Here is a 22,263-nt window from a genome sequence, read left to right on the forward strand (position 1 = left end):
CTAGGGAAATCTTTAAGCGGAACGAGGCTGGTTCATCATTTCCAGAAAAACGTCGAACAAGGACTCGACATCGTGCGGGCCGGGACTGGCTTCCGGATGACCTTGAAAACTAAAGGCCGGCACGTCGGTGCGGGCGATGCCTTGCAAACTGCCGTCGAACAACGACACATAGGTAGGCTTTAAGTTAGCCGGCAGGCTGTCGGCGCTGACCGCGAAACCGTGGTTTTGACTGCTGATCATGACCCGACCGCTCGCCAACTCCTGCACCGGATGGTTGGCGCCGTGATGACCAAATTTCATCTTCTCGGTTTTAGCGCCGCTGGCCAAAGCCAGCAATTGGTGTCCCAGGCAGATGCCGAACACCGGCAATTTTTTCTCGATGATGGCTCGGATCGCGGCGATTGCGTAATCGCACGGCTCCGGATCGCCAGGGCCGTTCGACAAGAACACGCCGTCGGGATTCATCGCCAACACCTGCTCGGCCGGCGTTTGGGCCGGAACGACGGTGACCCGGCATCCGCGACTGGCCAACAAGCGGAGAATGTTGCGTTTGACGCCGAAATCGTAAGCCACCACGTGCTTGGTTAAATTCGACGCTTGCGCGTGGCCTTCGCCCAATTTCCAGACCGTCTCGGTCCATTCGTAGGCTCGCGCGGTCGTGACTTCCTTAGCCAGATCCATACCCTGCAAGCCTGGAAAACCGTCGATGGCGGCCTTGGCAACCTCGACGTCGACGGCATCGCCGGCCATGATGCAGCCGCGTTGCGCGCCTTTATCTCGCAGTAGACGGGTCAATTGCCGGGTATCGATGTCGGCGATCGCGACAACGTTTTGTTCGCGCAAGTATTGCGGCAAGGTTTTTTCGATACGCCAGTTGCTGGCCAATTGCGGCAAATCGCGCACGACCAGACCGCTGGCGTAGACCTTGGCCGATTCGTCGTCTTCGGCGTTGGTGCCGACGTTACCGATATGCGGATAGGTCAAAGTGACGATCTGTTTGGCGTAGGACGGATCACTGAGTATTTCCTGATAACCGGTCAGTGCCGTGTTAAATACCACTTCCCCCACGGAACAACCGTCGGCGCCGATCGACGCCCCGTGAAACACCGTCCCGTCTTCCAATACCAGTAATGCAGGTTTATTCAAGATTGGCCACCTTAGATGTAGAAAACGGGATAAGTCTTGCGACTCATCCCGTTCCAGAGAGATAAAAACAGGCCAATTTTACGAAATTATGCCAGTTTGGTCATTAATAATTTTCTATTTTGGTGCATTGAGGAAAATCCCGATGCGGCGGACGGTCAATCGAATTCGATCGCCGTAGCGCCAATCCAGAGGGTTGGGCTATGAGCGATCAGCAGATCTGTTCAATGATCGCGCTTGGCCATGTCGGCCAACATCGCTTGCTGTTGTTCGCTGGTCAACAGCTTGAAAACACCGTTGTCCAACTTGGCTTTTTGCAGCATGGCGCGACGTTGTTCGGCCAATTGATTGTCGATTAACTTCGCGGCGGCGTCCTCGGAAAATTCGCTGGAAAACGACAGTTTATGCTGTTCGCGCACCGCGTCCCGAAATTCGTCGCGCTTGGCGCCGGGTTCGCCGAGCGTAGTCTTGATCAGCGCCTTAATCGCGGTTTTCTGCTGCTCGGACAGCTCCAACTTGGCCAAATAAGGCGGCAACTCACCACCGGGATGTTTACCCTGATGATGCGGCGGCCGCCCGCCGTGCGCGGGCCCCTCCAATTCAGGATCAACATCGTTATTGGCGTACATGACCGCCCAGTCGCGCGGCGCGGAGCCGAACGTCGGTTGAGCCTGGGCGGCGACCGGTAGCGCCAACATCAGTACTAAATAAGAAAATGGTTTATTCATAGAGTTTCCTCGAAGTCGATTAAGAATTCGACATCGCCTAGCGGGCGGCGTCGGAATCCAGTATGCCAATCGCTAAGTTAAGTGGCGTTAGAGCGATGTAAATTCAGGTAAATGCGGCGATCCGACGCTGGCGCGCGCCGACGCCGGCCGTTATCATGAACCGGTCTAGCTTAGAGATTCCCCGTTATGAACACTGTACTGATTATCGACGACGACACCGAACTGGCCGCGCTGTTCGGCGAATACCTGCAACAGGAAGGGTTTGGCGTGGACATTGCCAACGACGGCGCCACCGGCCTGGCAAAAGCCCTGTCCGGCGGGTATCAACTGGCGATCTTGGACATCATGCTCCCCGACATCAAAGGCACCGAAGTCCTCGCAAAAATTCGCGCCGAAAGCCGTTTGCCGATTCTGATGTTTACCGCCAAGGGCGACGACGTCGACCGAATCATCGGCCTGGAGTCCGGTGCCGACGACTACGTCCCCAAACCGTGTACGCCCCGCGAATTGGTGGCGCGGATACGTGCGATTTTGCGGCGGGTTCAGCGCGATACCGCGACCTCATCCGGCCCTATCGTTGCCGGACCGCTGAAGATCTGGAGCGAGAAACGCAAAGCGCTGTGGTTCGAGCGCGACTTGGAACTGACCAGCACCGAGTTCAATTTGCTGGAAACCCTAGCCAGCCACGTCGGCCATATCGTCAGCAAGAACGAGTTGTCGGAGAAAGCCCTGGGCCGGCCGCTGGCGCGCTTCGACCGCAGCATCGACGTACACATGAGCAGTATTCGCCAGAAACTCGGCACTCAACAGGACGGCCGCTCCTATATCCAGACCGTGCGCGGCCAGGGCTATCAAATGATTAAAGCCTGACCCAATGGACCGTTTGTTCTGGAAGTTTTTTTTCGCCTTCTGGCTCGCCTTGCTGACCGCCGGCTTCGGTGTCGGCAGCGTGGTCTGGTTGCGCCATAACGCCCAACACGCGGCCGAGAATCAAGCGCGCAACCAAACGATCGACGTCCGCCGCGCGGCGTTGATCGAAGTCGCCGCGCGGATTCTGACTCACGGCGGCTCCGACGCGTTACGCGAGTTTCTCGGCGCCTTGAGCCAAACCCGATTTCCGGCAATTTTCGCGGTGGATAACGACGGCCGCGACGTGTTGAATCGCGAGCTGTCACCGGAGGTCTTGAAGCAAGCGCGCGAATTGCACGACAAAGGCACTTATCCCGACGCGTTGCGAGAAATTTCCGCCGGGGATGGTCGGCAATATCTGCTGTTTATTCCGGCGCGTGAATTCGGTCTGACAGACGTCCTGAAACCGTTGCTACGCGCCGGCGAACCGCATTTTTTCGACGATCCGCCGCCGCGCCCTCCCGACTTCGATCGTCATGACGGTCGCGGACCAAAACCCGACTTCGCCGATTCAGGCCCGCCGCCGCGCGACGGTCTACTACATCGAGGCGGTCCGCCGCCGGAATTCGGCGACGGCGGACCGCCGTCTCGCGAGCCCCCACCCCCGGTGTTGCCTATCGCCGCCGGCACCCTGGCCGGCCTGCTGTTCAGCAGTCTGTTGGCTTGGTACTTCGCCAAACCGATCCGCACCTTGCGCACGGCGTTCGCCGCGCTGGCCCAAGGCAAGCTGGACACCCGCATCGCCGATCGCATGGGACATCGCCACGACGAATTATCCGATCTGGGCCGCGACTTCGATCACATGGCCGGACAAATCGGCGACTTGGTCCACGCTCAACAGCGCTTGTTGCACGACGTCTCCCATGAGCTGCGCTCGCCGCTGGCCCGCATCCAGGCCGCGATCGGTCTGGTACAGCAAATGCCCGCCAAATTGCCGGCCACATTGGAGCGCATCGAACGCGAATCGCAGCGCATGAGCGATTTGATCGGCGAGCTATTGATGCTATCGCGCTTGGAAAGCGGCGTGTCGGCGAAACCGACCGAAACCGTCGACCTCGACGAATTGCTGGGCGACATCGTCGCCGACGCCGAACTGGAAGCGGCCGGCCGCATCCGTCTAGTCTACCGGGCAGGCGGCGAAATCCTGTTGCGCGGCGACGCCGAGTTGCTGCACCGCGCCTTCGAGAACGTCATCCGCAACGCGGTTCAGCATTGTCGTACCGACGGCGCGGTCGCGATCGCGCTCAACTCGGACGGCAAGCTCGCCACCGTCTCGGTCGAAGACGACGGCCCCGGCGTGCCGGAAGCCGAACTGGAAATGATATTTCAGCCATTTTTCCGTAGCCGCAATCACAACAAGGCAGGCAGTACCGGCCTGGGTTTGACGATTGCATTACGGGCCGTGGCGGCCCACCGCGGCAGCATCCATGCGGTCAACCGGCCGCGCGGCGGCTTGAAAATCATCCTGGAATTTCCGCTCGGCGCCCCAAGCCCGGCAAGCCCCCACACTTGACCCACCGACCAAACCGGCCTCGGTCGGGAGCACGACCGAACAGTCTGCGTGCCCATCAACCATGCGATTGGCGGCACGCGGCGTAAAGACCGGCGCGTGCCGACCAAGCCGCTTACCGCCTGCACGGCGGATTGCCTCAAGCGGTCGTCGAAATCCCGGCGCCATTGCGGTCTCTATCGCCTCCACCGCCATAGGCATGAATCAGTTGCATCATTTGTTTCATGAATTGTTGGTCGAGGCTGGAAGTGCCGGCGGACGCTGTTGTCGTGGCCGAATCGGCCGAAGCGCTATCCGACCCAGACGTGTTTTTGGCGTCTTCGTAAGCCTTGGCCTCGCTGGCGCTGACCTTGCCGTCGCCGTTGCTGTCGGCGGCGTCAAAGTTGGCGGCGATATCGCTTAGCGTTTGCGAACCTTCGCTGTCGGTGGCACTCAATTTCTCCGACATACTGGATAATTGATCCTTGGTCAAACCTGAATCGTCCTCGCCGCCCGGCGGTGGCGGCGGCATGTCGCCCTGCCCTTGCATCCGCATCCTCGGAAACGGGCCGTCTAACTCCGATGCCAATTTTTCCAGGGTTGCCTGCATTTCCGATTGGGTTACCTTGCCGTCGCCATCGCCATCCAACTTAGCAAACAGGTCGTCGGCGCTGCTATTCGAGCTCGAATCCGAACCGGACACATTGCTCAACGCTGCTTGTAAATCGCTCTTTTCGATATAGCCCTGGCCCTTGGTGTCCAGCTTGGAAAACAAATCCTCGGCCATTTTGGCGGTATCGGGTTTTTGCAAGGCTTTCATGCCGCCGTACATCGCTCCCGCGCCGGAACCGTTAATGCTGCTGATGCTACTCATCGCTGTATCCTCATCTTTACTAGGTAGTGACCGGGCAACCTGCCAAGGTTGCCGCCGATTAACGCGGAAATCGGCCTGTCTGGCCGCGCCGCACTAGAGCTAGTGCAAACTATCGGCCTAAATCCGCCGTTCTGGACGACAGTTTTGGTAAAGATGAGTAAAAGCTGGTTAAGAAATGTCGAGGAAGAAGCCTCGAAATCGAATGAATTCGCCGATTTGCAACAAAAAACCGGCCGGTGGCAAGTCGGTTTGCCGCCGGCCGGCAAGTCTTTGCCACCCCGCGCGGACCTAGCTTACAAGGACGCCAAATAGGCCGCCAGCGCTTTGATGTCATCGTCTGAAAGCGACTGAGCCATCGCATTCATTTGCGGTGCTTTACGGGCGCCTTTCTTGAAATCGGTCAATTGTTTGGCTAAGTATTTGGGTAGCTGGCCGGCCAGTTTCGGCGCCATGCCGACGCCCTGAGCGTTATTGCCGTGGCAACCCAGGCACATGCCGGCCTTATCCTTGCCAAGTTTGGCCAATGCCGGATCGCCGCCGGCCGATTTGCCTTGCAAGCTGGAAAAATAGGCGGCCAAATTTTGCATATCGGCATCGCTAAGTTCCTCGGCAATCGGCCGCATGACCGGGTCATCGCGCATGCCGGAGCGAAATTTGACCAGCTGACCTTCAATATAACCGGCATTCAGACCGGCCAAGCTCGGCCACAACGGCCCGCTACTCACGCCAACCGGCCCGTGACACGCTTGGCAGGCGGCCGACTTCGCCTTGCCGGCCCCAACATCGGCGGCCTGCGCGGCCCCCGCGAACAAGGCGAATAACGCCAGCCATTGAATTTTGATATTGTAAGATCGCTTCATAGACTTCTCCCGGTTTGGATAATGGACTCGCGAATTAAATGATGGTGTCCCAATTGGTTTTTGACGTTGCCGCTACCCTGCGCGCGACCATCATAGTCAGCCTCGGCCGGCTAGGCAAACCCGCCCGCATGGCGCGGCCGCGCCGCTTAGGCAACAGGTATCGATTTGCCCGACAAACCGGCCGAATCCAGATTGGAGCAGAGCGCCGATGAACTGGCTGCTGACTCTGATCGAACAAGATTCGGTGCCGCATACGCTGCTGATCATCGCGCTGGTCGTCGCCAGCGGGTTGATACTCGGCCGGCTGTCGTTGGCGGGCATTCAGCTCGGTATCGCCGGCGTGCTGTTCTCCGGCTTGCTGTTCGGTCATTACCGATTAACGATCAATCCGGAAGTGATGCACTTTTTACGCGATTTCGGCCTGGTTTTGTTCGTGTATGCGATCGGCCTGCAAGTCGGGCCCGGCTTTGCCAACTCGTTCATGCGTTACGGCTTGCGGTTGAACGGTCTGGCCGCCGCCATCGTCGGCTTGGGCGCGCTGTTGGTGGTGGCGATCGCGCACTTCGGCGAGATTCCGATGCCGGTCGCGGTCGGCCTGTTTTCCGGCGCCACCACCAATACGCCGTCGCTGGCGGCGGCTCAGCAAGTGCTCGGCGGCACGCCGGGCATCAACCCGGAAACCTTGAAAATGCCCGGTCTGGGTTACGCGGTGGCCTACCCGTTCGGCATCATCGGCATCATCCTGACCATGCTGATCTATCGAAAACTCTGCCAGGTGGACATCGACGCCGAAACCCAACAGTACGCCGAAAGCCAACAAAAAAACGATGTGCCGATCTGGAAGGACTTGCGCGTCGAAAACCTGAATTTGCACGGCAAGACGCTGGAAGAGATTCCGTTTATTCACGAGCATAACGTGGTGACCACCCGGATTCTGCACGAAGGCCAAGTGCAGTTGGCCAAGCGCCAAAGCCAACTGGCGGTCGGCGACATCCTACGCCTGGTCGGTCCGCGCGAGCCGTTGGAACAGCTCAAAATGCTAATCGGACCGGAATCCGACGTCGACCTGAAACAAATCCCCAGCCATCTGGACAGCAAGCGCATGGTCGTGACCGACCGCTCGGCGATCGGCGTTACCATCGGCGAGCTTTGCCTGCTCTACGGCGTGACGATCTCCAGGGTACATCGCCCAGACGTGGAATTCTCGCCGGCCAGCAACGTGCAGGTGCAATACGGCGACGAGTTGCACGTGGTTGGCAGTAAACAGGCGCTGACGAACATCGCGGCGGCCTTGGGCAATTCGCTGGAGACGCTGGACCACCCGCAAATCATCCCGATCTTTATCGGCCTGACTCTGGGTATTTTGCTGGGCAGCATTCCATTGTACGTGCCCGGCGTGCCGTCGGCGATCAAACTCGGCATGGCCGGCGGGCCGCTGTTGGTCGCCATCGTGTTGAGCCGCATCGGCAATTGGGGCACGGTCACCTGGCACTTGCCGAAAAGCTCGAACATCATTTTGAAGGACATCGGCATCGTGCTGTTCCTGGCCTGCGTCGGCCTGAACTCCGGCGACCAATTCGTCGCCACGCTGGTGCACGGCGACGGCGTTTACTGGATGGCCTGCGCGGCGGCGATTACCTTGTTGCCGCTGTTAATCGTCGCCGGCATCGCGAGGCTGGTGTATCGGATGAACTTTCTGTCGCTATGCGGTTTGTTGGCCGGCAGCATGACCGATCCGCCGGCGCTGGCCTTCGCCAACAGCTTCAGCCCGTCGCCGGCGGTCTCGGTGGCCTACGCCAGCGTGTATCCGCTAGTCATGATCCTGCGCATCGTCGCGGCGCAAATGTTGGTCCTGCTGGTCCATTGAATCAGGCGATCGCCGACAATCTGGCGCCGTTTGACGGCGAACTGTATTGGCTACGCGGTTTTTATCCGACCGCATCGGCCGACGACCATTTCGAGCGCTTGTTAACCGAACTGGCCTGGCAATCCGAACAAATCCACCTGTTCGGCCGCTGGGTGACCGTGCCGCGCTTGATGGCCTGGTACGGCGACGCCGACGCCCATTACCGCTATTCCGGCGTCGATCACGCACCGCTGCCGTGGACCGCCCACTTGCAAGCCCTGCACGGCGAGCTGGAGACGGCTTGCGAGCATCCCTTCAATAGCGTGTTGGCCAATCTGTACCGCGACGGCCGCGACTCGATGGGCCTCCACGCCGACGACGAACCCGAATTGGGCCGCAATCCGCTGATCGCTTCGTTGAGTTTCGGCGACAGCCGGCTATTACGTTTTAGACACAAGCGCGGCCGCGAAACCCTGGATATCGATTTGGCGCACGGCGACTTGCTGATCATGGCCGGCAGCCTGCAACACCACTGGCGTCACGAATTGCCGAAAACCCGTCTAGCCAAGCAAGCGCGCATCAATTTGACCTTTCGGCGGATTGCCGCGCCGCCCAGTCCGCTCGGGCAATCCGCGCCGAATTGACCTTGTCCAGCCACTCGCGCGCCAAATTCGGATCGGCCGGCGCCTTGCCGGCCAAGCGGGTCGCATCGCCGTCCAGCTTGATCAGATAATCGGCGTCCTCGCTAAACAAACTGACCATATCGCGATTGTCGCCGCGCCGATGCAAAATGAAACGCGGCGGCGCGCCGGCCAGCAAATCGCCGATCCAATCGCCGTGGCATTGCCGGCCTTCGATCAGGCCGCGAAGGCTGTGATACACGTCGATCTGTTGAAACGGCCGAGCTTCCACACCGGGCGGGATGCCGCGGCCGGCCAGTACCAACGGCACTCTGGCCGAAGCCTTGAACGGCCCGAAGCGCTCGCCCTCGGCTTTTTTCAGCGGCGTCATCGAATGATGATCGCCGACAATGACCAACACCCCGTTGTCGAAAAATCCCGAGGCCCGCAATTGCCGGTAAAACCGGCCCAATTGTTGGTCGGTATAACGAATCGCCGCCGACTCGGATTTTTCCTTGGTCTCTGGGTTGATATAGGGATGGTGGCTGCTGACGGTCTTGGCGAACAGTAAATACGGTCCGCGTTGCGCCGCGACGCGATCCATAAGCCGCCGGTACAAGGCTTCGTCCGGCGCGGCCTGAAAGTGAAAACGCTCCCAGCGGTCGTATTCCGGATGATCGTGACCTTCGACACCATCGAAACCGGCGCGCCGCGCCCAATCGCCGGTATTGCCGAACTCCAGATCGGCGGTGGTCAGGAACTCGCTACGGTAACCGAGCGGTTTTAACACACGCGGCAAGGCCGGCAAATCGTAAAAACTATGGAATGACGTGCCGCCGTCGTCGCTGTAGCTGGACGGCGGATACAGCGGCAAAATCCCGGTCAATAACGCAATTTCGCCGTCCTCGGTAATAAAGCCGTTGGCGTAAAACTGGGTGTAGGCCCGTTGTTCGGCGGCAATCGCGTCCAAATTCGGCGTCCAGTCCTCGATACCGGAAAAGAATCGACTCTGGTAGGCCGACAGCGACTCGACCATCAGGACAATGACGTTGGGCGCGACCGGCACCGCCGTTTGACAACTCAAGGTTTCGCGATACCGCAGCGCATGCCGGAAAGCCGGACTGTAAGGCGAGGCTTCCGACAGGATCGTCAGGTTGTAGTCGATGACGTTTTTGTAAATCCAGGCGTGGGCGTAGCGCTCGTTTTCCGCGAAGGCGGTAGCCAGCGGCAGACTGCAAATCAGTGCCAGCGGCCACTTCCGGCGGGTCGCGACGGCCGGAAACCGCGCCAGAACCCAGTAAGCCGGCAATATCGCCAGCGCCGCGCCCAGCAAGGCCAGCCCGGCATCGCTCAACCCGTAAATTTGCCGAATGTATTTCAGCGAATAATCGGTGTATTTAATAGCATCGCCGAGCGCTAGATGGGTATTGAAATTAACGATGATCGCGTAATCGATCCAATACACCGCCCAGATCGCCAAGGCCGTCAGGCGTAACAGCGCTACCGCCGGACGCGGCAAGCGTGGCGACAGCGACACATATCCCAATAACAAGATCGCGAAAAACAGTACCGCGTCGTTGGCAATCACCTGCCCCAGACCCAGCCAGCGGGTGCCGGTGTAGTCGTAAATAAAGCGATCGACGTACAGCCCTTTCAATGCCAGCGGCGCGGCCAACAACAGCCAGCCCAGTAATTTAAGCATTTTGGCCTTCAACGGCGTTTGAGACGGAGAAATCGACACCATCCACGACAAAAAGCGATCCGCAATAGCGCGCCGTCAGCGGTGACCGGCGATCAAACACCGCATCATCGGAACAAGACGGAACTATTAACCCGGCCCTATTGATCACAGGTATTTCATTTGGGCTGAGCTCGTCGAAGCCTAGGCTGGTGGGTGCTTCGACGGTCGGGCGAACGATATTCAAGGGGCCAGGTCAATAAGTGATGAGGGCGGACTGTCCGGGTTTCCGGTATTCAATTCAGCGACGCCGGCAAACCGGCCGATAGCCCTTTTGCCGGCGTCGCGACCACCGAGCGGAACGCGGAACCGCCGCTGAACGCAAGCCCGTCCACGTATCGGTTGGCGACAACAGCTTATTTCACGAAGCAGGCTTTTTCGGCCTCGGCATCGGCTTCCTTCAATTTGGCGCGCAAGTCCTTGCTCTGTTTGGCATCGCGGAAGGCCGCGCCGGATTCGCCGGGAGCTTTCTGCATTTGCGTATAGGTGCGCGCCGCCTCGTATTCGGCAAAAGTCAGTTTCTCGGCGATCTTATCCACCTTGCAGCCGCAGGCGTATTGGGTGATGTAACTACCGCTGCCGCCGCGCTTGGCCATGCATTCCAACACGTACTCCACCCGGTCGCGGGTCGGAAAGTCGTTGACCCTGGTCAGTTGTGTTTCGGCGGCCGGCGCCTCGGCCTGGGTATTTTCCTGCTGAGCGGCGCAGCCGGTTAGCAACGCGAACATGACAACGGTCGAAAACAAGGTTTTTTTCATGGTGTATTTCGGATGGGGTTAAGTGAAATCAGGGTTGGGCGGCGAAATCGACGATTTGCCGCAATTGCGGATTCATTTCCTTGGCAAACGCGTTCAAGGCCGAATTATCGGTGTCCTCGGGCAGTAAATGGGTTTTGATCCGGGTCTTGCCTTCGAACTGGTAGGTCACAACGTTGCACGGCATGAAACCAATCGCGTGCGGCGTAATCTCCAACACCACCTTCGCCAGCGTCAGATTGCAAAACTGGACCGTGTCGTACTCGGGAAAGCCGATCGCGCCGCGATCGCGAATCACCTTGCCGACCCGGCTGTGACCTGTGATGCGGAAATTGTGTTCGGCTATCGCCACCTCCAGTTCGGCCAGCACCTCATCGTAGGGCTTGACGGTTTCGACTTGGTAATACGGCACCAACTCGGTATTCGGCGGCAGCCCCGCGCAGCTTGCAAACAGCGGCAGGCTTGCGACAATGACGGCTCTCTTCAACATCGGCAAAGTTTATCATCATGAACGGGCAAAACACAGTCGCCGGCTTGGTCCTGGCGGGCGGCCGCGCCAGACGCATGGACGGCCGCGACAAAGGCTTGCTGCCCTTCCGAGGCTTGCCGCTGGCCGCTTACGGTTTAGCCGCGTTGCAACCCTTGGTGGGCGCTACCTGGATCAGCGCCAACCGCAATCGCGACGCCTACCGTCAACTCGGCTATCCGGTAATTGCCGACGCCAACACCGACTTCGACGGCCCGCTGGCCGGTATTCTGGCCGGCATGCGAGCCTGCGATAGCGAGATTCTGCTGATCTTACCCTGCGATACGCCGTTGATCGAAACCGCCGATTTACAGCGACTGCTAACCGCGTTAAGCGACGAGCCAGCGATTGCCGCCGCCCACGACGGCGAACGCTGGCATCCGACCGTCGCCGCGTTGCGCACCCACCTTGCCGCCGATCTGCAAGCCTATCTGGACCGCGGCGAACGCAAATTGCAACTGTGGTTTGCCGAGCACAACCCAGTCCTAGTAGATTTCTCGGATCGGCCTGGCATCTTCGCCAACGTGAATACCGCACTGGACCTGGCCGAGCTGGACCGGCACACCTAAGTAGTGTTCCCGTTAGACGAAACCAATCCGTGCCGGTATCATGCCGCTCCCAAATCCGCCGACTTTCCAACCCACATGACCGAAGCCACCATCACCTGCCCCAATTGCAGCACGCAAGTACCGTTGACCGAATCGCTGGCCGCGCCGCTGCTCGCCGCCACCCGCAAACAGTTCGAGCAGCAGTTACAGCAAAAAGACCAAGCCATCGCCCTGCGCGAACAAGGCATCAAGGACCAGGAGAAACAACTGGCCGAAGCCAAGCGCGGCCTGGACGATCAAGTCGCGCAGCAAGTCGCCAAACAATTACAAGCCGAACGCCAGCGGGTGATCGAGGAAGAAACCCGCAAAGCCAAACAAGCTGCCGCCGCCGAACTGGAGCACAAAAGCCGGGAGCTGGCCGAACTGAACGAAGTCTTGAAAGTCCGCGACGCCAAACTCGCCGAAGCCCAGCAAACCCAAGCCGAGCTGATCAAAAAACAACGCGAACTGGACGATGCCAAGCGCGAGCTGGAACTGACCATCGAAAAACGCGTGCAAACCAATCTGGCCGAAGTGCGCAACCAGGCCAAACGCGAAGCCGAGGAAGGCCTGAAACTGCGGGTAATGGAAAAAGACCAGACCATCGCCTCCATGCAGCAAAAAATCGAAGAGCTGAAACAAAAAGCCGAACAAGGCTCACAGCAATTGCAAGGTGAAGTACAGGAACTGGAGCTGGAAACCCTGCTGCGCGCCAAGTTTCCGTTCGACAACATCGAACCGGTCGCCAAGGGCGAATTCGGCGGCGACCTGCTGCAACGCGTGGTCGGTGGATCCGGTCAGTCAGCAGGCAGCATCCTCTGGGAAGCCAAGCGTACCAAAAACTGGAGCGACGGCTGGTTGGTGAAACTGCGCGAAGACCAGCGCAACGCCAAGGCCGACATCGCCGTGCTGGTCAGCCACGCCCTGCCCAAAGGCGTGGACAGCTTCGAAGTGATCGACGGCATCTGGGTCACAGCCCCGCGCGCCGCTTTGCCGGTTGCCACCGTGCTGCGCCACACCCTACTGGAAGTCGGCATGGCCCGCCTCGCCGCCGAAGGCCAACACGGCAAAACCGAGATGGTCTACCAATACCTGACCGGTCCCCGCTTCCGTCACCGCGTAGAAGCCATCGTCGAAGCCTTCTCCACCATGCAGGAAGACCTGGACAAGGAACGCAAAGCCATTACCAAGCAATGGGCCAAACGCGAAGCGCAAATCGAACGGGTCATGAACGCCACGGTGGGTATGTACGGCGACTTGCAAGGCATCGCCGGCAAGTCTTTACAGGAGATTGATGGCCTGGAAATGCGGGCGTTGGGGATGGATGATCAGTTGGACTGAGCTATCGGCCAGACGGTCGATCTGGTTCCCAAGCTCCGGCTTGGGAACCCACGCCATGGAAGCTCCAGCTTCCAATTCGGATGTGGATAGGAAAAACAAGCGTTTGGCGCAAGCCCCGTTGTATATTAATATCTAATACACATTATCGGGAGCGAGATCATGGCTAGAAATACTTCCGTCACTTTAGGTGACCACTTTGATAACTTCGTGCAGGAAAAAATACAGCAAGGCCGTTTCTTGTCGGTTAGCGAGGCCGTTCGCGCCGGTTTGCGTAAACTGGAAGAAGAGGAACTTAAGCTGCAAAGCCTAAGAGCCAAGCTGCAAGCCGGCGAAGACAGCCCGCTACAGGAGGATTTCGACGAAGAACAATTTTTGGCCTCGATGCGAAAAAATCACAACCAATGAAGCCAAGCTATCGCATCAGGCAACTGGCGGCGGAGGATTTGGAGCAGATTTGGCTTTATACGTTTCAACAATGGGGTCCCGAGCAAGCCGACCAATACCTACGCGCACTGTTCGAGCGTTTCAACTGGCTTGCGGAACACCCCAAGCTAGGTAAGGCGCGCGACGATATAAAACCCGGTTATTTTTGCTTCCCCGAAGGCCGGCATTTAGTTTTTTACATCACTACCAATACCGGCATAGAAATAATCGGCATTCCCCACCAGAGCATGGATGTAGTTAATCATATTGGATGAGTTGAATAATGGCATCCGAGGCGTTTTGATCTGGTCGGTCTGGTTCCCAAGCTCCGGCTTGGGAACCCCGGTCTTGGAAGCTCCAGCTTCCAGACTGGTTGTGGATGGGAAGCTAGAGCTTCCGAGATTGCATTCCCAAGCTGGAGCTTGGGAACTAGTGAAGAGTAAATATCGTATGGAAATATCAAATAATCCAGAAGTGCAACGTGTCCTAGATTGGCTGTTTAGTTTTATCGAACCAGTTGAATGGCGTTCTCGCAAGAAAAAAATAGAGCAACACCTTGGTGACCTCCATAAGCCTAAAAAATCACGTCAAGAGGCAATAAACCACGAATCTCTTTCTGTTCAATCGGACAAAATGGGTTGGTATTTGTATTTGGCAGAAATGATATTAACTGAGTCAACAAAATATGAACCCATTCAAGGCGCAAGAGTTATTCCAATCTTTGAGCGATTAGGTACTGACTTTGAGTTACTTCGTCAAATTGGAGGAATTGAACAGAAATTAATAAATCTTTTAAAGTTTGGCAAAAGGAATATACCTGAACCTGATTCTGCATTGTTTGAAATCTTAGTTGCGCTTTTATGGAAAAGAAATGGTTGGAAGGATGTATCGTTTATACCAGAGTCACCACTAGAAAAAAGACCTGATATAAAGGCGGCTTCAGAAAACACGGAATGGTTTATTGAATGTAAACGATTGAATGGGGCTTCAGAATACAGTAAGGAAGAGCGCCAGAAATGGATAAAAATGTGGCGGCATCTTAGAGATTATCTTGTTGCCAAGCAGATACCCGCAGTTTTTGAAATTGTATTTCATGTTGAACTTGATACGCTTCCTGATGATTTTTTAGTGCGACAGCTTGCAGGTAAATTACCGTTGTTGTCATCGTCATGTCTAGTAATCTCTAACGAACAGTGGCAAGTTAGTTTTGATACGGTTAATTTTGAAAAGGCAAAAGCGCATCTTGAACAATTCTCCGTCAAAATGCCCTCGACTCAATTGCAAGAGCTGATTGCCGGTTATCGAGACCCAAATCGAGGCTTTACACATGTTGTATGTGGGAAAACAGAATATTTTGGGGAAGGACATGTAAACAACAAATATTTAACATCAATGGATTTTGCTGCTGGCGCATTCTGGCATTGCGATGCTGGACGTTCTGTTGATAAGAAAGCACGCGATATGAAAAAACGATTAGGGGAGGCTGTAGATCAGTTGCCAGAAAATAAAAACAGCGTAGTTCACGTTGGGCTAGAAACGCTTGACGGTGTGCTTGTTGAAGAGGAGATTTTCAACACAGCTCAAAATTTTGATAACTCTGGGAAGGATTTACATTGGATATATTGTCATCTGTTCCAATCTTATGCGCCACCCGACCAAGATTGGGTTTTTGATGAAACTGTCCATTATTTTTCTCATAAAGATTGCCGACATGAACAACCATTGACTCACCATCTGGTTATGACAGATGTAGGTGCTTCCAATGATGGCGTTCATTGGCTTAGAAACGCGCCATAAAATAAAATCACATTTTGCTGAGTTACGAATTCCCAATCTCCAGCTTCCGTTCCACCTAACTGACCATTGCCCATGACCCGCAGCCGCTACCGAGTCCTGCAAAACCCCAGCCCGCATTTTCTGACCGCGACGATCAATCAGTGGCTGCCGCTGTTTACCCGCCCGGCGACGGTAAATATCGTGCTGGATTCCTGGCCGTTTTTTAGCGCGACAGCGGGTTTTAACTGTGCGGTTACGTGATCCTGGAAAATCACTTGCACCTGATCGCCGCTTCGCCGGATTTGTGCCGGGATATTCAGAGTTTTAAGACTTACACCGCCAAGCAAATCGTCGGTCATTTGCAATAAAGCGGTTCGGCGCGGGTGCTGGAATTCTTGGCGCTGTTGAAGCGGCCGCATAAGATCGAGAACGAATATCGGGTTTGGGAGGAAGGTAGTCATCCGCGGCGGATCGAATCCGAGACGGCGAGGCGGCGGAAGCCGGTTTACATCCACCTTGATCCGGCCAAACGCGGCTATGTGGGTTTGCCGGAGCATTGGCGTTATTCCGGTTCGCGGCATTATGCGGGCGCGGAGGGATTGATCGAAGCGGTCAAAGACTGGCGAGAATTTGGGAAGCTGGCGCTTCCGGACCTGGTTCGAAAGGCAGCCTACATCGGTTTAGCGAAAACGTGATCCGGCGCCATCGCCCCGGATTTGTTCAAGGCCGTCATGCGCGCCGGGAATCGGGCATCCAGTACCATGGATGGTATGGCTTAAATCCGTCCATGGCGTCCGGATTCGCTCCGAGCTCTAACGGGTCCGCCCTTCCCTGCCGGAATGACGATGCTTATTGAGTCATCTGACAAAGTTGAATGAAACCCACACCGGATTCCGGCGAAAGCCTCAGCACCGCGTATGGCTGGGTTCGGCCTAGCAAAAAAGACTCGACTCCGCATATCACCGGCTCGACGCCGAGCAAAAAAACTCGGCGTCGAGTATCGCCGGTGTTCGGGCCGGATTTGCCGACGGCATTTGCCTCCGCGCGGCGCGCTCCGGCGGACGCCCGTTCAAACCGAGCGTTTCAGCGGCATTCAGGACAGGATTGGCGGCACTGGGGTTGGCGACTCCCTCTAAGGACGCGCCGGTAGAAAAGGATCGAGTGGTTAACCCGGCCCCGTGTATCGCCGGCATTTCGTTCGGACTGGGCTCGTCTAAGCGCAGGCTGGCGCGCTCTTCGCCAGGCAAACGGCATTGAAGGGCCGAGTTCGTCGGCTGGCTGGTCGGGCCGATGGTTTAATACCCTCGTGGTTCAGATCTTTAACCGTCTTTGCCCTGGAAATCCAAGCTCGACGCTTGGCCCAAGGCTGGAATCCGCATCGTTAAACAAAGCGCCGCGCCGGTCTGGCCCCGGTCCGCTCGCGCTTTATATGCCGCCACGATTTGCATTGCCGTGGGTCGTGTGATAGAAATTTTTTCGCAATCGGAAAAAATCCGACTGCGCTCGGTGTCCGTCCGTCGAGAAGATTCGATTGGAACGAACGCCGATTCTCAACTCAATAATTACTATAAAACCGAGGAGTCCGAGTTATGAAGAAAGCTCTAATCACCACTATCGCATCGCTGTTTCTTGCCTGGCTACCGTCGTTGTCGCACGCCGGCGACGCCGATACTTGCAAGGGTTGCCACAACGGTTCGGTAGCGCCCAGCTTCGAAACCTTGAAAGGCAAGTTCAAAACGGCCGACGAGTTGGTCGCCGGGGCGAAAGCCTCGAAAAACGACATGATGAAACCGATGCAGGCCGACACCGCCAAGTTGAAAGCGGCGGCCGCTGAAATCGTGAAATAAGCGCCCAGTCGGCCGGGTAACCGGCCACGGACCGTTAAGAGGAGCCCCGAGCGCCACCCGGCGTTCGGGGCTTTTTTATTTAGGCAGCGGTTCACAGGCTGGCGGCCGAATACCCCCTACCCTCCCTTGACCTATCGGGTTCCGACCGGAACCGGCCCTATTGGCCAGGCAGAGCGAGTCATCGGCACAATCAGGGATTCCCGATGATTGAATTAGGAAGCTGGAACTTCTCAGGTTTGTGCTCCCAAGCCGGAGCTTGGGAGCCAGCGTAAATCCACTCAACTCCGCACGTTCGGTCAGGCGGCGGGATTCGGCGCTTGTTACAGTAAGCCTCGAATCAGGAGGTATTACCGTGACAGACACAGTAGCGAACGCGGCCTATGCGGCGCGCTTCGATCGGGTTTTCGAGTACATCGACCGGCACTTGTTCGAGCCGCTGTCGGTTGACGAATTGAGCCGGCAGGCACATTTTTCCCGCTTCCACTTTCAACGGCAGTTTTCCGCTTATACCGGGCTGAGCACGACCCGCTACGTGCAGCTATTGCGCTTGCGCAAAGCCTCGTATCAACTGGTGTTTCAGGAACGGCGGCCGATTACCGATATTGCGTTGGAAACCGGATTCGGTAACGCGGAATCGTTCTCTCGCGCCTTCAAAAAATGCTTCGGACAAACGCCGACTCAATTCAGAACCCAACCCGCATGGCAGCCGTGGAACCAGCGCATGCGCTTACCCCAACGTATCAGGAGTCACTTTATGCAAGTCAACATCGTCGAATTTTCCGAAACTCTGATTGCCGTGCTGGAGCACCGCGCCGCGCCCAGCCTAGTGATGGACACGGTTCGAACCTTCATCGATTGGCGCAAGCAGAGCGGCCTGTCGCCGATTGCCACGAGCCGGACCTTCGGTATCGCCTATGACGACCCGGCCGTCACACCGCCGGACGAGTTTCGCTTCGATGTCTGCGGCGAGGTCGAGCAAGCCGTGCCGGCAAACCCGCAAGGCGTCGTCAACAAACGGATTCCGGAAGGACGTTGCGCCGTGGTGCGCCATATCGGCTCGACCGACCGCATCAGCGATAGCGTGTACTACCTGTTCCGCGACTGGCTGCCCGGCAGCGGCGAGGAATTGCGGGACTTTCCGCTGTTTTTTCACTATATCAAGCGCGTGCCGGAAACCCCGGAACACGAACAGATCACGGATATCTACCTGCCATTGGCCTAAACGCCAGCACTCGAGCGGCCGTGTTAGCGCGATTCGCGGCCTCTTGCGTCCAATGCGTCCAGCATCGCGCTCGGTTCCGGCCGAACTGCCCGCCCCGCAATCATCCGGTCGAGCTTAAACGACCGGCGACAGCGCCGCGCGCCGTTACATCCCGTCCAAAATGCTTTTCTTCTTTTCCGCGTACTCCTCGGCGGTGATTAACTCGGCTTCGAACATTTTTTTCAGTTGCGCGAGTTTTTCCATCGGATCGGCGGCGACCGGCGCGGGCGCAGCGCCGCCGGCCGCGGGATTGTTCATCGCTTGCGCGATGTTCTGACCGAAACTGATGCCGGCGCCCAAGCCCATGCCCATCCCGGCACCGCCGCCTTCGTTGCGGGCGGCTTCGCGCATCGCCTCCAATTGCTGAATGCGGGCGTAGTCCAGACCGACTTCCTTGGCGGCCTGGGCTTCGGCGGTCATGTCGGCGATGCGGTTGATGCGTTTCAGGGTGTCTTCGTCGAAGTCGGTACCTTCGATTCTGAAGTCGGTGATCGCGAAGCCCAGTTCCGCAAACATCGGCAGCAACTTTTGCAGCACGCCGGCGGCGATTTCTTCGCGATTGGTATCGATATCCAGATAACCGAAGCGGCTGGTGGCCAGAAAATCGGCCAGCGGCTGGCCGAGCCGCGCGACGATCACGGTACGCAATTGATCGGTGGTAAAGGCCTTTTGCTCGCCGACCACGTTGACGAAAAACTCGGCGGGTTCGGCCAGACGGTAACTATAATTGCCGTAGGCGCGCAGACCGACCGGAAATTTATAGGTTGGGTCCAGATATTTGATCATTGAAGTGGTACCCCACTTCTGATCCAAGATCACGGTCTTGCGGTAGAAATAAATGCCGACCTTGTATTGGCTTTCGAAGAACTGCATGAAGCTGGCAATCGTGGTCCAGAACGGAATGTTGTCGGTCTGCAGGTTGTAGGAGCCTTCGGTGTCGAACACCGCCTGCACTTTGCCGCGATAGACGAAGATGCAACCCTGGCCGGGGCCGACGATCAAGGTCGAAGCGTTTTTGATTTCGTCACCGTTGTCGGTCCATTGTTCGAACAAGGCGTTCGGCGCCGGCTGTTGCCATTCGATAACCGAGCGCAGTTGGCGTTGCAAACCGTCGAAAAGTCCCATGATTGTCCCCTGAGAATAAAACTTGGAAACCAACTATAGAGCACGGCGGTGAAAAAGCGATGAAACGATATTTGGCGGCAGACTATCAGGCCCGGTTATGGGAGGCGATCAAGCATATCGAACGCGGTTCGCAAGCCGAAGTCGTGGTGGTGTTCCGGGCGCGCTCGGCCGAATACGGCTCGGTTCCGTTGGTCTGGGGATTGGCTGCGGCCTGGCTGTGTTTTACGCTGCTGATGTACGCGCCGGTCGAGTTCGAAAACTGGCTAATCTACTACGCCCCGCTGCTGGCTTTCGCTTTTGCTTACGCCGTCGCCACGTTGCCGATCATCAAGCGCTTTAGCGTACGCCGGGCGCGTCTGGACAAGGCGGTGGAAATCCTGGCTCGGGCGATCTTTCAAAAAGCCGGCATTCAGCATACGAGCGGCAAGACCGGCTTGCTAGTGTATTGCTCGCTGTTGGAGCGGCGAGTGTTTCTGTTGGCGGATCGGGGACTGGAGCAGGCGATTCCGCAACCGGTTTGGCGGACGCTGCAAGCCGAGTTCGACGCGGTCTTCGCCGCCGGCCGGCCGGAACAAGCCTTGCTGCAGGCCTTGGCGAACACCGCCGACGCCTGCGCCCGCTACCTGCCGGTGCGCGCCGGCGACCTCAACGAATTGCCGGACCGGCTGGACGTCGATTTATGAAAAAGTGGCTTGCGATCGTAACGTTGGTCGGTTTGACCGTTTCCCAAGCGCTGCCGGCCCGGCCGGGCGGCGGGCATTCCAGCAGTTCGCACAGCTCATCGAGTTCGCACAGTTTTAGCGGCGGCTCGCATTCGAGTTCCGGTTGGAGCACCCACAGCGGCGGATCGTCGGCCGCTCATCCGATGTCGACGCTGGAAGCGTTGGTCCTATTTTTAATTATCGCCGCGATCGTCATTTACATCATCCACCAACAATCCCAAACCCGCGCCATCCCCGCCACCCCGCCGCCGGAAGTCCGCGTCCGCCGACAAAACGGCATTGCCGAGCAGGTCGCCGCGCTGAAGCGGCTGGACCGCAACTTTTCGGCGATCGTGTTTCTGGAATTCGTGCATTCCCTGTATTGCAAATTTTACGAATACTCAACCAAGCCGGAATTCGAGTACTTGTCGCCATTCTTAAGCGCCGAGCTACAAGGCCATTTCAGCAAAGCCCAACCCTGGACCGTCAGCGAAATCGTCGTCAACGGCATGCGCTGGCTCGCGGTCGACACGACCGGCGCCGACGGCGACAGTATCGACATCGACATCGAGATCGACGCCAACTACAGCTTGGACCTGCAAGACGCGCATTCGCGCTACGCCGTCGTCGAGCGTTGGCGGCTATACCGCCGCAAGGGCTTACTGTTGGCGGAACCTGAAAAAATGCAGACCCTGAGCTGCCCGCAATGCGGCGGCCCCGCGCATTTTACCGATACCGGCGTGTGCGGCTATTGCGGCGCGACCGTGCAAAAAGGCGGCGAGCAATGGTGTCTGGGCAAGCGCATCGTGGTCGGTACCCACGCGGTACCGGTGGACGAAGGCTTGGCGGCCTACGCCGAAGAGCAAGGCACGCAAGCCGTCACGATCAAACAAAGCGATCTGATCGAACAAATCAATGCTTGGCAGCAACGATACGGCCTCGCCGATTGGACGCCGTTCTGGGCGCCGTTCGAGAAAGACGTCGTTCGTCAATATTTCTTGACCATTTACGGCTGCTGGAGCCGGCGCGAATGGCAAGCGGCCCGGCATTTGCTGTCGGACCGGCTCTACGAAACCAACGCCTTTTGGCAAAAAATGTACGTCGCGCGCGGCTGGTTCAACCGGTTGGACAATCTGCGGATCGAACAAGTGGTGTTGGCGAAAATTGACAGCGATCTGTTTTACGAAGCCGTCACCGTACGCATCTTCGCCGCCTGCAACGATTACACCGAAGACGGTAACGGCAAACTGGTCGGCGGCTCCAAATCCAAGTTACGGCGCTATTCCGAATACTGGACCTTCGTCCGCCGCACCGCCACCGAACGCCGCGACCAGCCCTACGCGCTAAGCCAATGCCCCAGTTGCGGCGCCCCGGCCGACAACATGGGCCAAAGCGGCGAATGCGGTTATTGCGGCAGCAAGATCAGCACCGGCCAGTTTTCCTGGGTGCTGTTTTTGATCGAGCAGGACGAGGTGTATGCGGGTTGAGTCTCGCAAATCACCGAATCTGGGTAGTTAATCGCACCAACCAGACGACCACTCTAAACTTCCGGCGCTTCGGTTTCGTTGCCGGCATTCTGGCGGCCCTTCTCAGCACATCTAAAATTTGGAGCGATTGACTCGCTTGATATAGAATCCAGTCAACTGAACTTAAAAGTCCGAACCAACGACAACCCGGGAGCTATGTGTCGTGTTCTTAAACTGGATAAAGTCGC

23 protein-coding genes are annotated in these 22,263 nt (G+C 57.4%); 15 read left to right on the forward strand and 8 right to left on the reverse strand.

Features of this window, described 5'->3' with window-relative positions; genetic code table 11:
- Nucleotides 1-12 precede the first annotated feature (12 nt).
- Both carA and BJL95_RS16365 read right to left on the reverse strand, forming a co-directional pair.
- Entirely contained in the window at nucleotides 13-1,146 is a 1,134-nt protein-coding gene (gene carA / locus BJL95_RS16360) for a glutamine-hydrolyzing carbamoyl-phosphate synthase small subunit (RefSeq protein ID WP_071159439.1), read from the reverse strand.
- A 221-nt stretch (nucleotides 1,147-1,367) separates the two neighbouring features.
- The gene (locus BJL95_RS16365) at nucleotides 1,368-1,871 is read right to left on the reverse strand and encodes a Spy/CpxP family protein refolding chaperone (RefSeq protein WP_083386110.1); all 504 of its coding nucleotides are present in this window, start codon (nucleotides 1,869-1,871) and stop codon (nucleotides 1,368-1,370) included.
- Nucleotides 1,872-2,057: 186 nt separating this feature from the next.
- Between BJL95_RS16365 and BJL95_RS16370 the strand changes: the two genes are divergently transcribed.
- Nucleotides 2,058-2,741 carry a response regulator transcription factor gene (locus BJL95_RS16370; RefSeq protein ID WP_071159443.1) on the forward strand — a complete coding sequence of 228 codons (684 nt, stop codon included), beginning with the start codon at nucleotides 2,058-2,060 and terminating at the stop codon, nucleotides 2,739-2,741.
- A gap of 4 nt (nucleotides 2,742-2,745) precedes the next feature.
- Nucleotides 2,746-4,293 carry a cell wall metabolism sensor histidine kinase WalK gene (locus BJL95_RS16375; protein ID WP_071159445.1) on the forward strand — a complete coding sequence of 516 codons (1,548 nt, stop codon included), beginning with the start codon at nucleotides 2,746-2,748 and terminating at the stop codon, nucleotides 4,291-4,293.
- A gap of 136 nt (nucleotides 4,294-4,429) precedes the next feature.
- Here the strand turns inward: BJL95_RS16375 and BJL95_RS16380 are convergent, their stop codons facing one another.
- Together BJL95_RS16380 and BJL95_RS16390 are read right to left on the reverse strand one after the other, a co-directional pair.
- Nucleotides 4,430-5,143, reverse strand: coding sequence for an EF-hand domain-containing protein (locus BJL95_RS16380; protein WP_217631699.1), 714 nt, complete (start codon nucleotides 5,141-5,143; stop codon nucleotides 4,430-4,432).
- A gap of 293 nt (nucleotides 5,144-5,436) precedes the next feature.
- On the reverse strand, nucleotides 5,437-6,003 hold the full coding sequence (locus BJL95_RS16390; protein WP_064025431.1) for a cytochrome c: 567 nt from the start codon (nucleotides 6,001-6,003) through the stop codon (nucleotides 5,437-5,439).
- 208 nt (nucleotides 6,004-6,211) lie between these two features.
- Between BJL95_RS16390 and BJL95_RS16395 the strand changes: the two genes are divergently transcribed.
- Both BJL95_RS16395 and BJL95_RS16400 read left to right on the forward strand, forming a co-directional pair.
- Nucleotides 6,212-7,870 carry a putative transporter gene (locus tag BJL95_RS16395; protein WP_071159449.1) on the forward strand — a complete coding sequence of 553 codons (1,659 nt, stop codon included), beginning with the start codon at nucleotides 6,212-6,214 and terminating at the stop codon, nucleotides 7,868-7,870.
- On the forward strand, nucleotides 7,867-8,493 hold the full coding sequence (locus BJL95_RS16400) for an alpha-ketoglutarate-dependent dioxygenase AlkB (RefSeq protein ID WP_071159451.1): 627 nt from the start codon (nucleotides 7,867-7,869) through the stop codon (nucleotides 8,491-8,493). The genes BJL95_RS16395 and BJL95_RS16400 overlap by 4 nt, the downstream gene beginning before the upstream one ends.
- On the opposite strand, the gene BJL95_RS16405 is transcribed toward BJL95_RS16400, so the two are convergent.
- From BJL95_RS16405 to BJL95_RS16415, 3 genes are all read right to left on the reverse strand, one after another.
- Nucleotides 8,429-10,171, reverse strand: coding sequence for an LTA synthase family protein (locus tag BJL95_RS16405; RefSeq protein WP_175463739.1), 1,743 nt, complete (start codon nucleotides 10,169-10,171; stop codon nucleotides 8,429-8,431). The two genes, BJL95_RS16400 and BJL95_RS16405, sit on opposite strands and share 65 nt — an antisense overlap.
- 392 nt (nucleotides 10,172-10,563) lie before the next feature.
- On the reverse strand, nucleotides 10,564-10,965 hold the full coding sequence (locus BJL95_RS16410; protein WP_071159455.1) for a hypothetical protein: 402 nt from the start codon (nucleotides 10,963-10,965) through the stop codon (nucleotides 10,564-10,566).
- 28 nt (nucleotides 10,966-10,993) lie between these two features.
- Nucleotides 10,994-11,452 carry a DUF302 domain-containing protein gene (locus tag BJL95_RS16415; protein WP_071159457.1) on the reverse strand — a complete coding sequence of 153 codons (459 nt, stop codon included), beginning with the start codon at nucleotides 11,450-11,452 and terminating at the stop codon, nucleotides 10,994-10,996.
- Between the two features lie 17 nt (nucleotides 11,453-11,469).
- Here BJL95_RS16415 and mobA point away from each other — a divergent pair, with 17 nt between their 5' ends.
- From mobA to BJL95_RS16455, 9 genes are all read left to right on the forward strand, one after another.
- Complete coding sequence (gene mobA / locus BJL95_RS16420; protein WP_071159459.1) at nucleotides 11,470-12,057, forward strand: molybdenum cofactor guanylyltransferase MobA; 588 nt, start codon at nucleotides 11,470-11,472, stop codon at nucleotides 12,055-12,057.
- A gap of 75 nt (nucleotides 12,058-12,132) precedes the next feature.
- Nucleotides 12,133-13,416, forward strand: a complete 1,284-nt coding sequence (locus tag BJL95_RS16425) for a DUF2130 domain-containing protein (RefSeq protein ID WP_071159461.1) — start codon at nucleotides 12,133-12,135, stop codon at nucleotides 13,414-13,416.
- Nucleotides 13,417-13,575: 159 nt separating this feature from the next.
- On the forward strand, nucleotides 13,576-13,821 hold the full coding sequence (locus BJL95_RS16430; RefSeq protein ID WP_071159463.1) for a type II toxin-antitoxin system ParD family antitoxin: 246 nt from the start codon (nucleotides 13,576-13,578) through the stop codon (nucleotides 13,819-13,821).
- Nucleotides 13,818-14,114, forward strand: a complete 297-nt coding sequence (locus BJL95_RS16435; RefSeq protein ID WP_071159466.1) for a type II toxin-antitoxin system RelE/ParE family toxin — start codon at nucleotides 13,818-13,820, stop codon at nucleotides 14,112-14,114. Before BJL95_RS16430 ends, BJL95_RS16435 begins: the two co-directional genes overlap by 4 nt.
- Nucleotides 14,115-14,289: 175 nt before the next feature.
- Nucleotides 14,290-15,636: a hypothetical protein gene (locus tag BJL95_RS16440; RefSeq protein WP_175463740.1), complete on the forward strand. Its 1,347-nt coding sequence runs from the start codon at nucleotides 14,290-14,292 to the stop codon at nucleotides 15,634-15,636.
- A gap of 72 nt (nucleotides 15,637-15,708) precedes the next feature.
- On the forward strand, nucleotides 15,709-15,876 hold the full coding sequence (locus BJL95_RS26090) for a hypothetical protein (protein WP_368086609.1): 168 nt from the start codon (nucleotides 15,709-15,711) through the stop codon (nucleotides 15,874-15,876).
- A 122-nt stretch (nucleotides 15,877-15,998) separates the two neighbouring features.
- Nucleotides 15,999-16,310 carry a hypothetical protein gene (locus BJL95_RS26095; RefSeq protein ID WP_071159470.1) on the forward strand — a complete coding sequence of 104 codons (312 nt, stop codon included), beginning with the start codon at nucleotides 15,999-16,001 and terminating at the stop codon, nucleotides 16,308-16,310.
- Between the two features lie 894 nt (nucleotides 16,311-17,204).
- Nucleotides 17,205-17,462, forward strand: coding sequence for a hypothetical protein (locus BJL95_RS16450; protein ID WP_071159472.1), 258 nt, complete (start codon nucleotides 17,205-17,207; stop codon nucleotides 17,460-17,462).
- A gap of 352 nt (nucleotides 17,463-17,814) precedes the next feature.
- Entirely contained in the window at nucleotides 17,815-18,684 is an 870-nt protein-coding gene (locus BJL95_RS16455) for a GyrI-like domain-containing protein (RefSeq protein WP_071159474.1), read from the forward strand.
- A gap of 144 nt (nucleotides 18,685-18,828) precedes the next feature.
- Here the strand turns inward: BJL95_RS16455 and BJL95_RS16460 are convergent, their stop codons facing one another.
- Nucleotides 18,829-19,848 (reverse strand): SPFH domain-containing protein, encoded by a 1,020-nt coding sequence (locus BJL95_RS16460; RefSeq protein ID WP_071159476.1) that lies wholly within the window; start codon nucleotides 19,846-19,848, stop codon nucleotides 18,829-18,831.
- A gap of 59 nt (nucleotides 19,849-19,907) precedes the next feature.
- Here BJL95_RS16460 and BJL95_RS16465 point away from each other — a divergent pair, with 59 nt between their 5' ends.
- Both BJL95_RS16465 and BJL95_RS16470 read left to right on the forward strand, forming a co-directional pair.
- A complete protein-coding gene (locus tag BJL95_RS16465) occupies nucleotides 19,908-20,531 on the forward strand; it encodes a TPM domain-containing protein (protein ID WP_071159478.1) in 624 nt (207 codons plus the stop codon).
- Nucleotides 20,528-22,036, forward strand: a complete 1,509-nt coding sequence (locus tag BJL95_RS16470) for a TIM44-like domain-containing protein (protein ID WP_071159480.1) — start codon at nucleotides 20,528-20,530, stop codon at nucleotides 22,034-22,036. Before BJL95_RS16465 ends, BJL95_RS16470 begins: the two co-directional genes overlap by 4 nt.
- Nucleotides 22,037-22,263: the final 227 nt, after the last annotated feature.

The organism is Methylomonas sp. LWB, assembly GCF_001856095.1.
GTDB lineage: Bacteria > Pseudomonadota > Gammaproteobacteria > Methylococcales > Methylomonadaceae > Methylomonas > Methylomonas koyamae_A.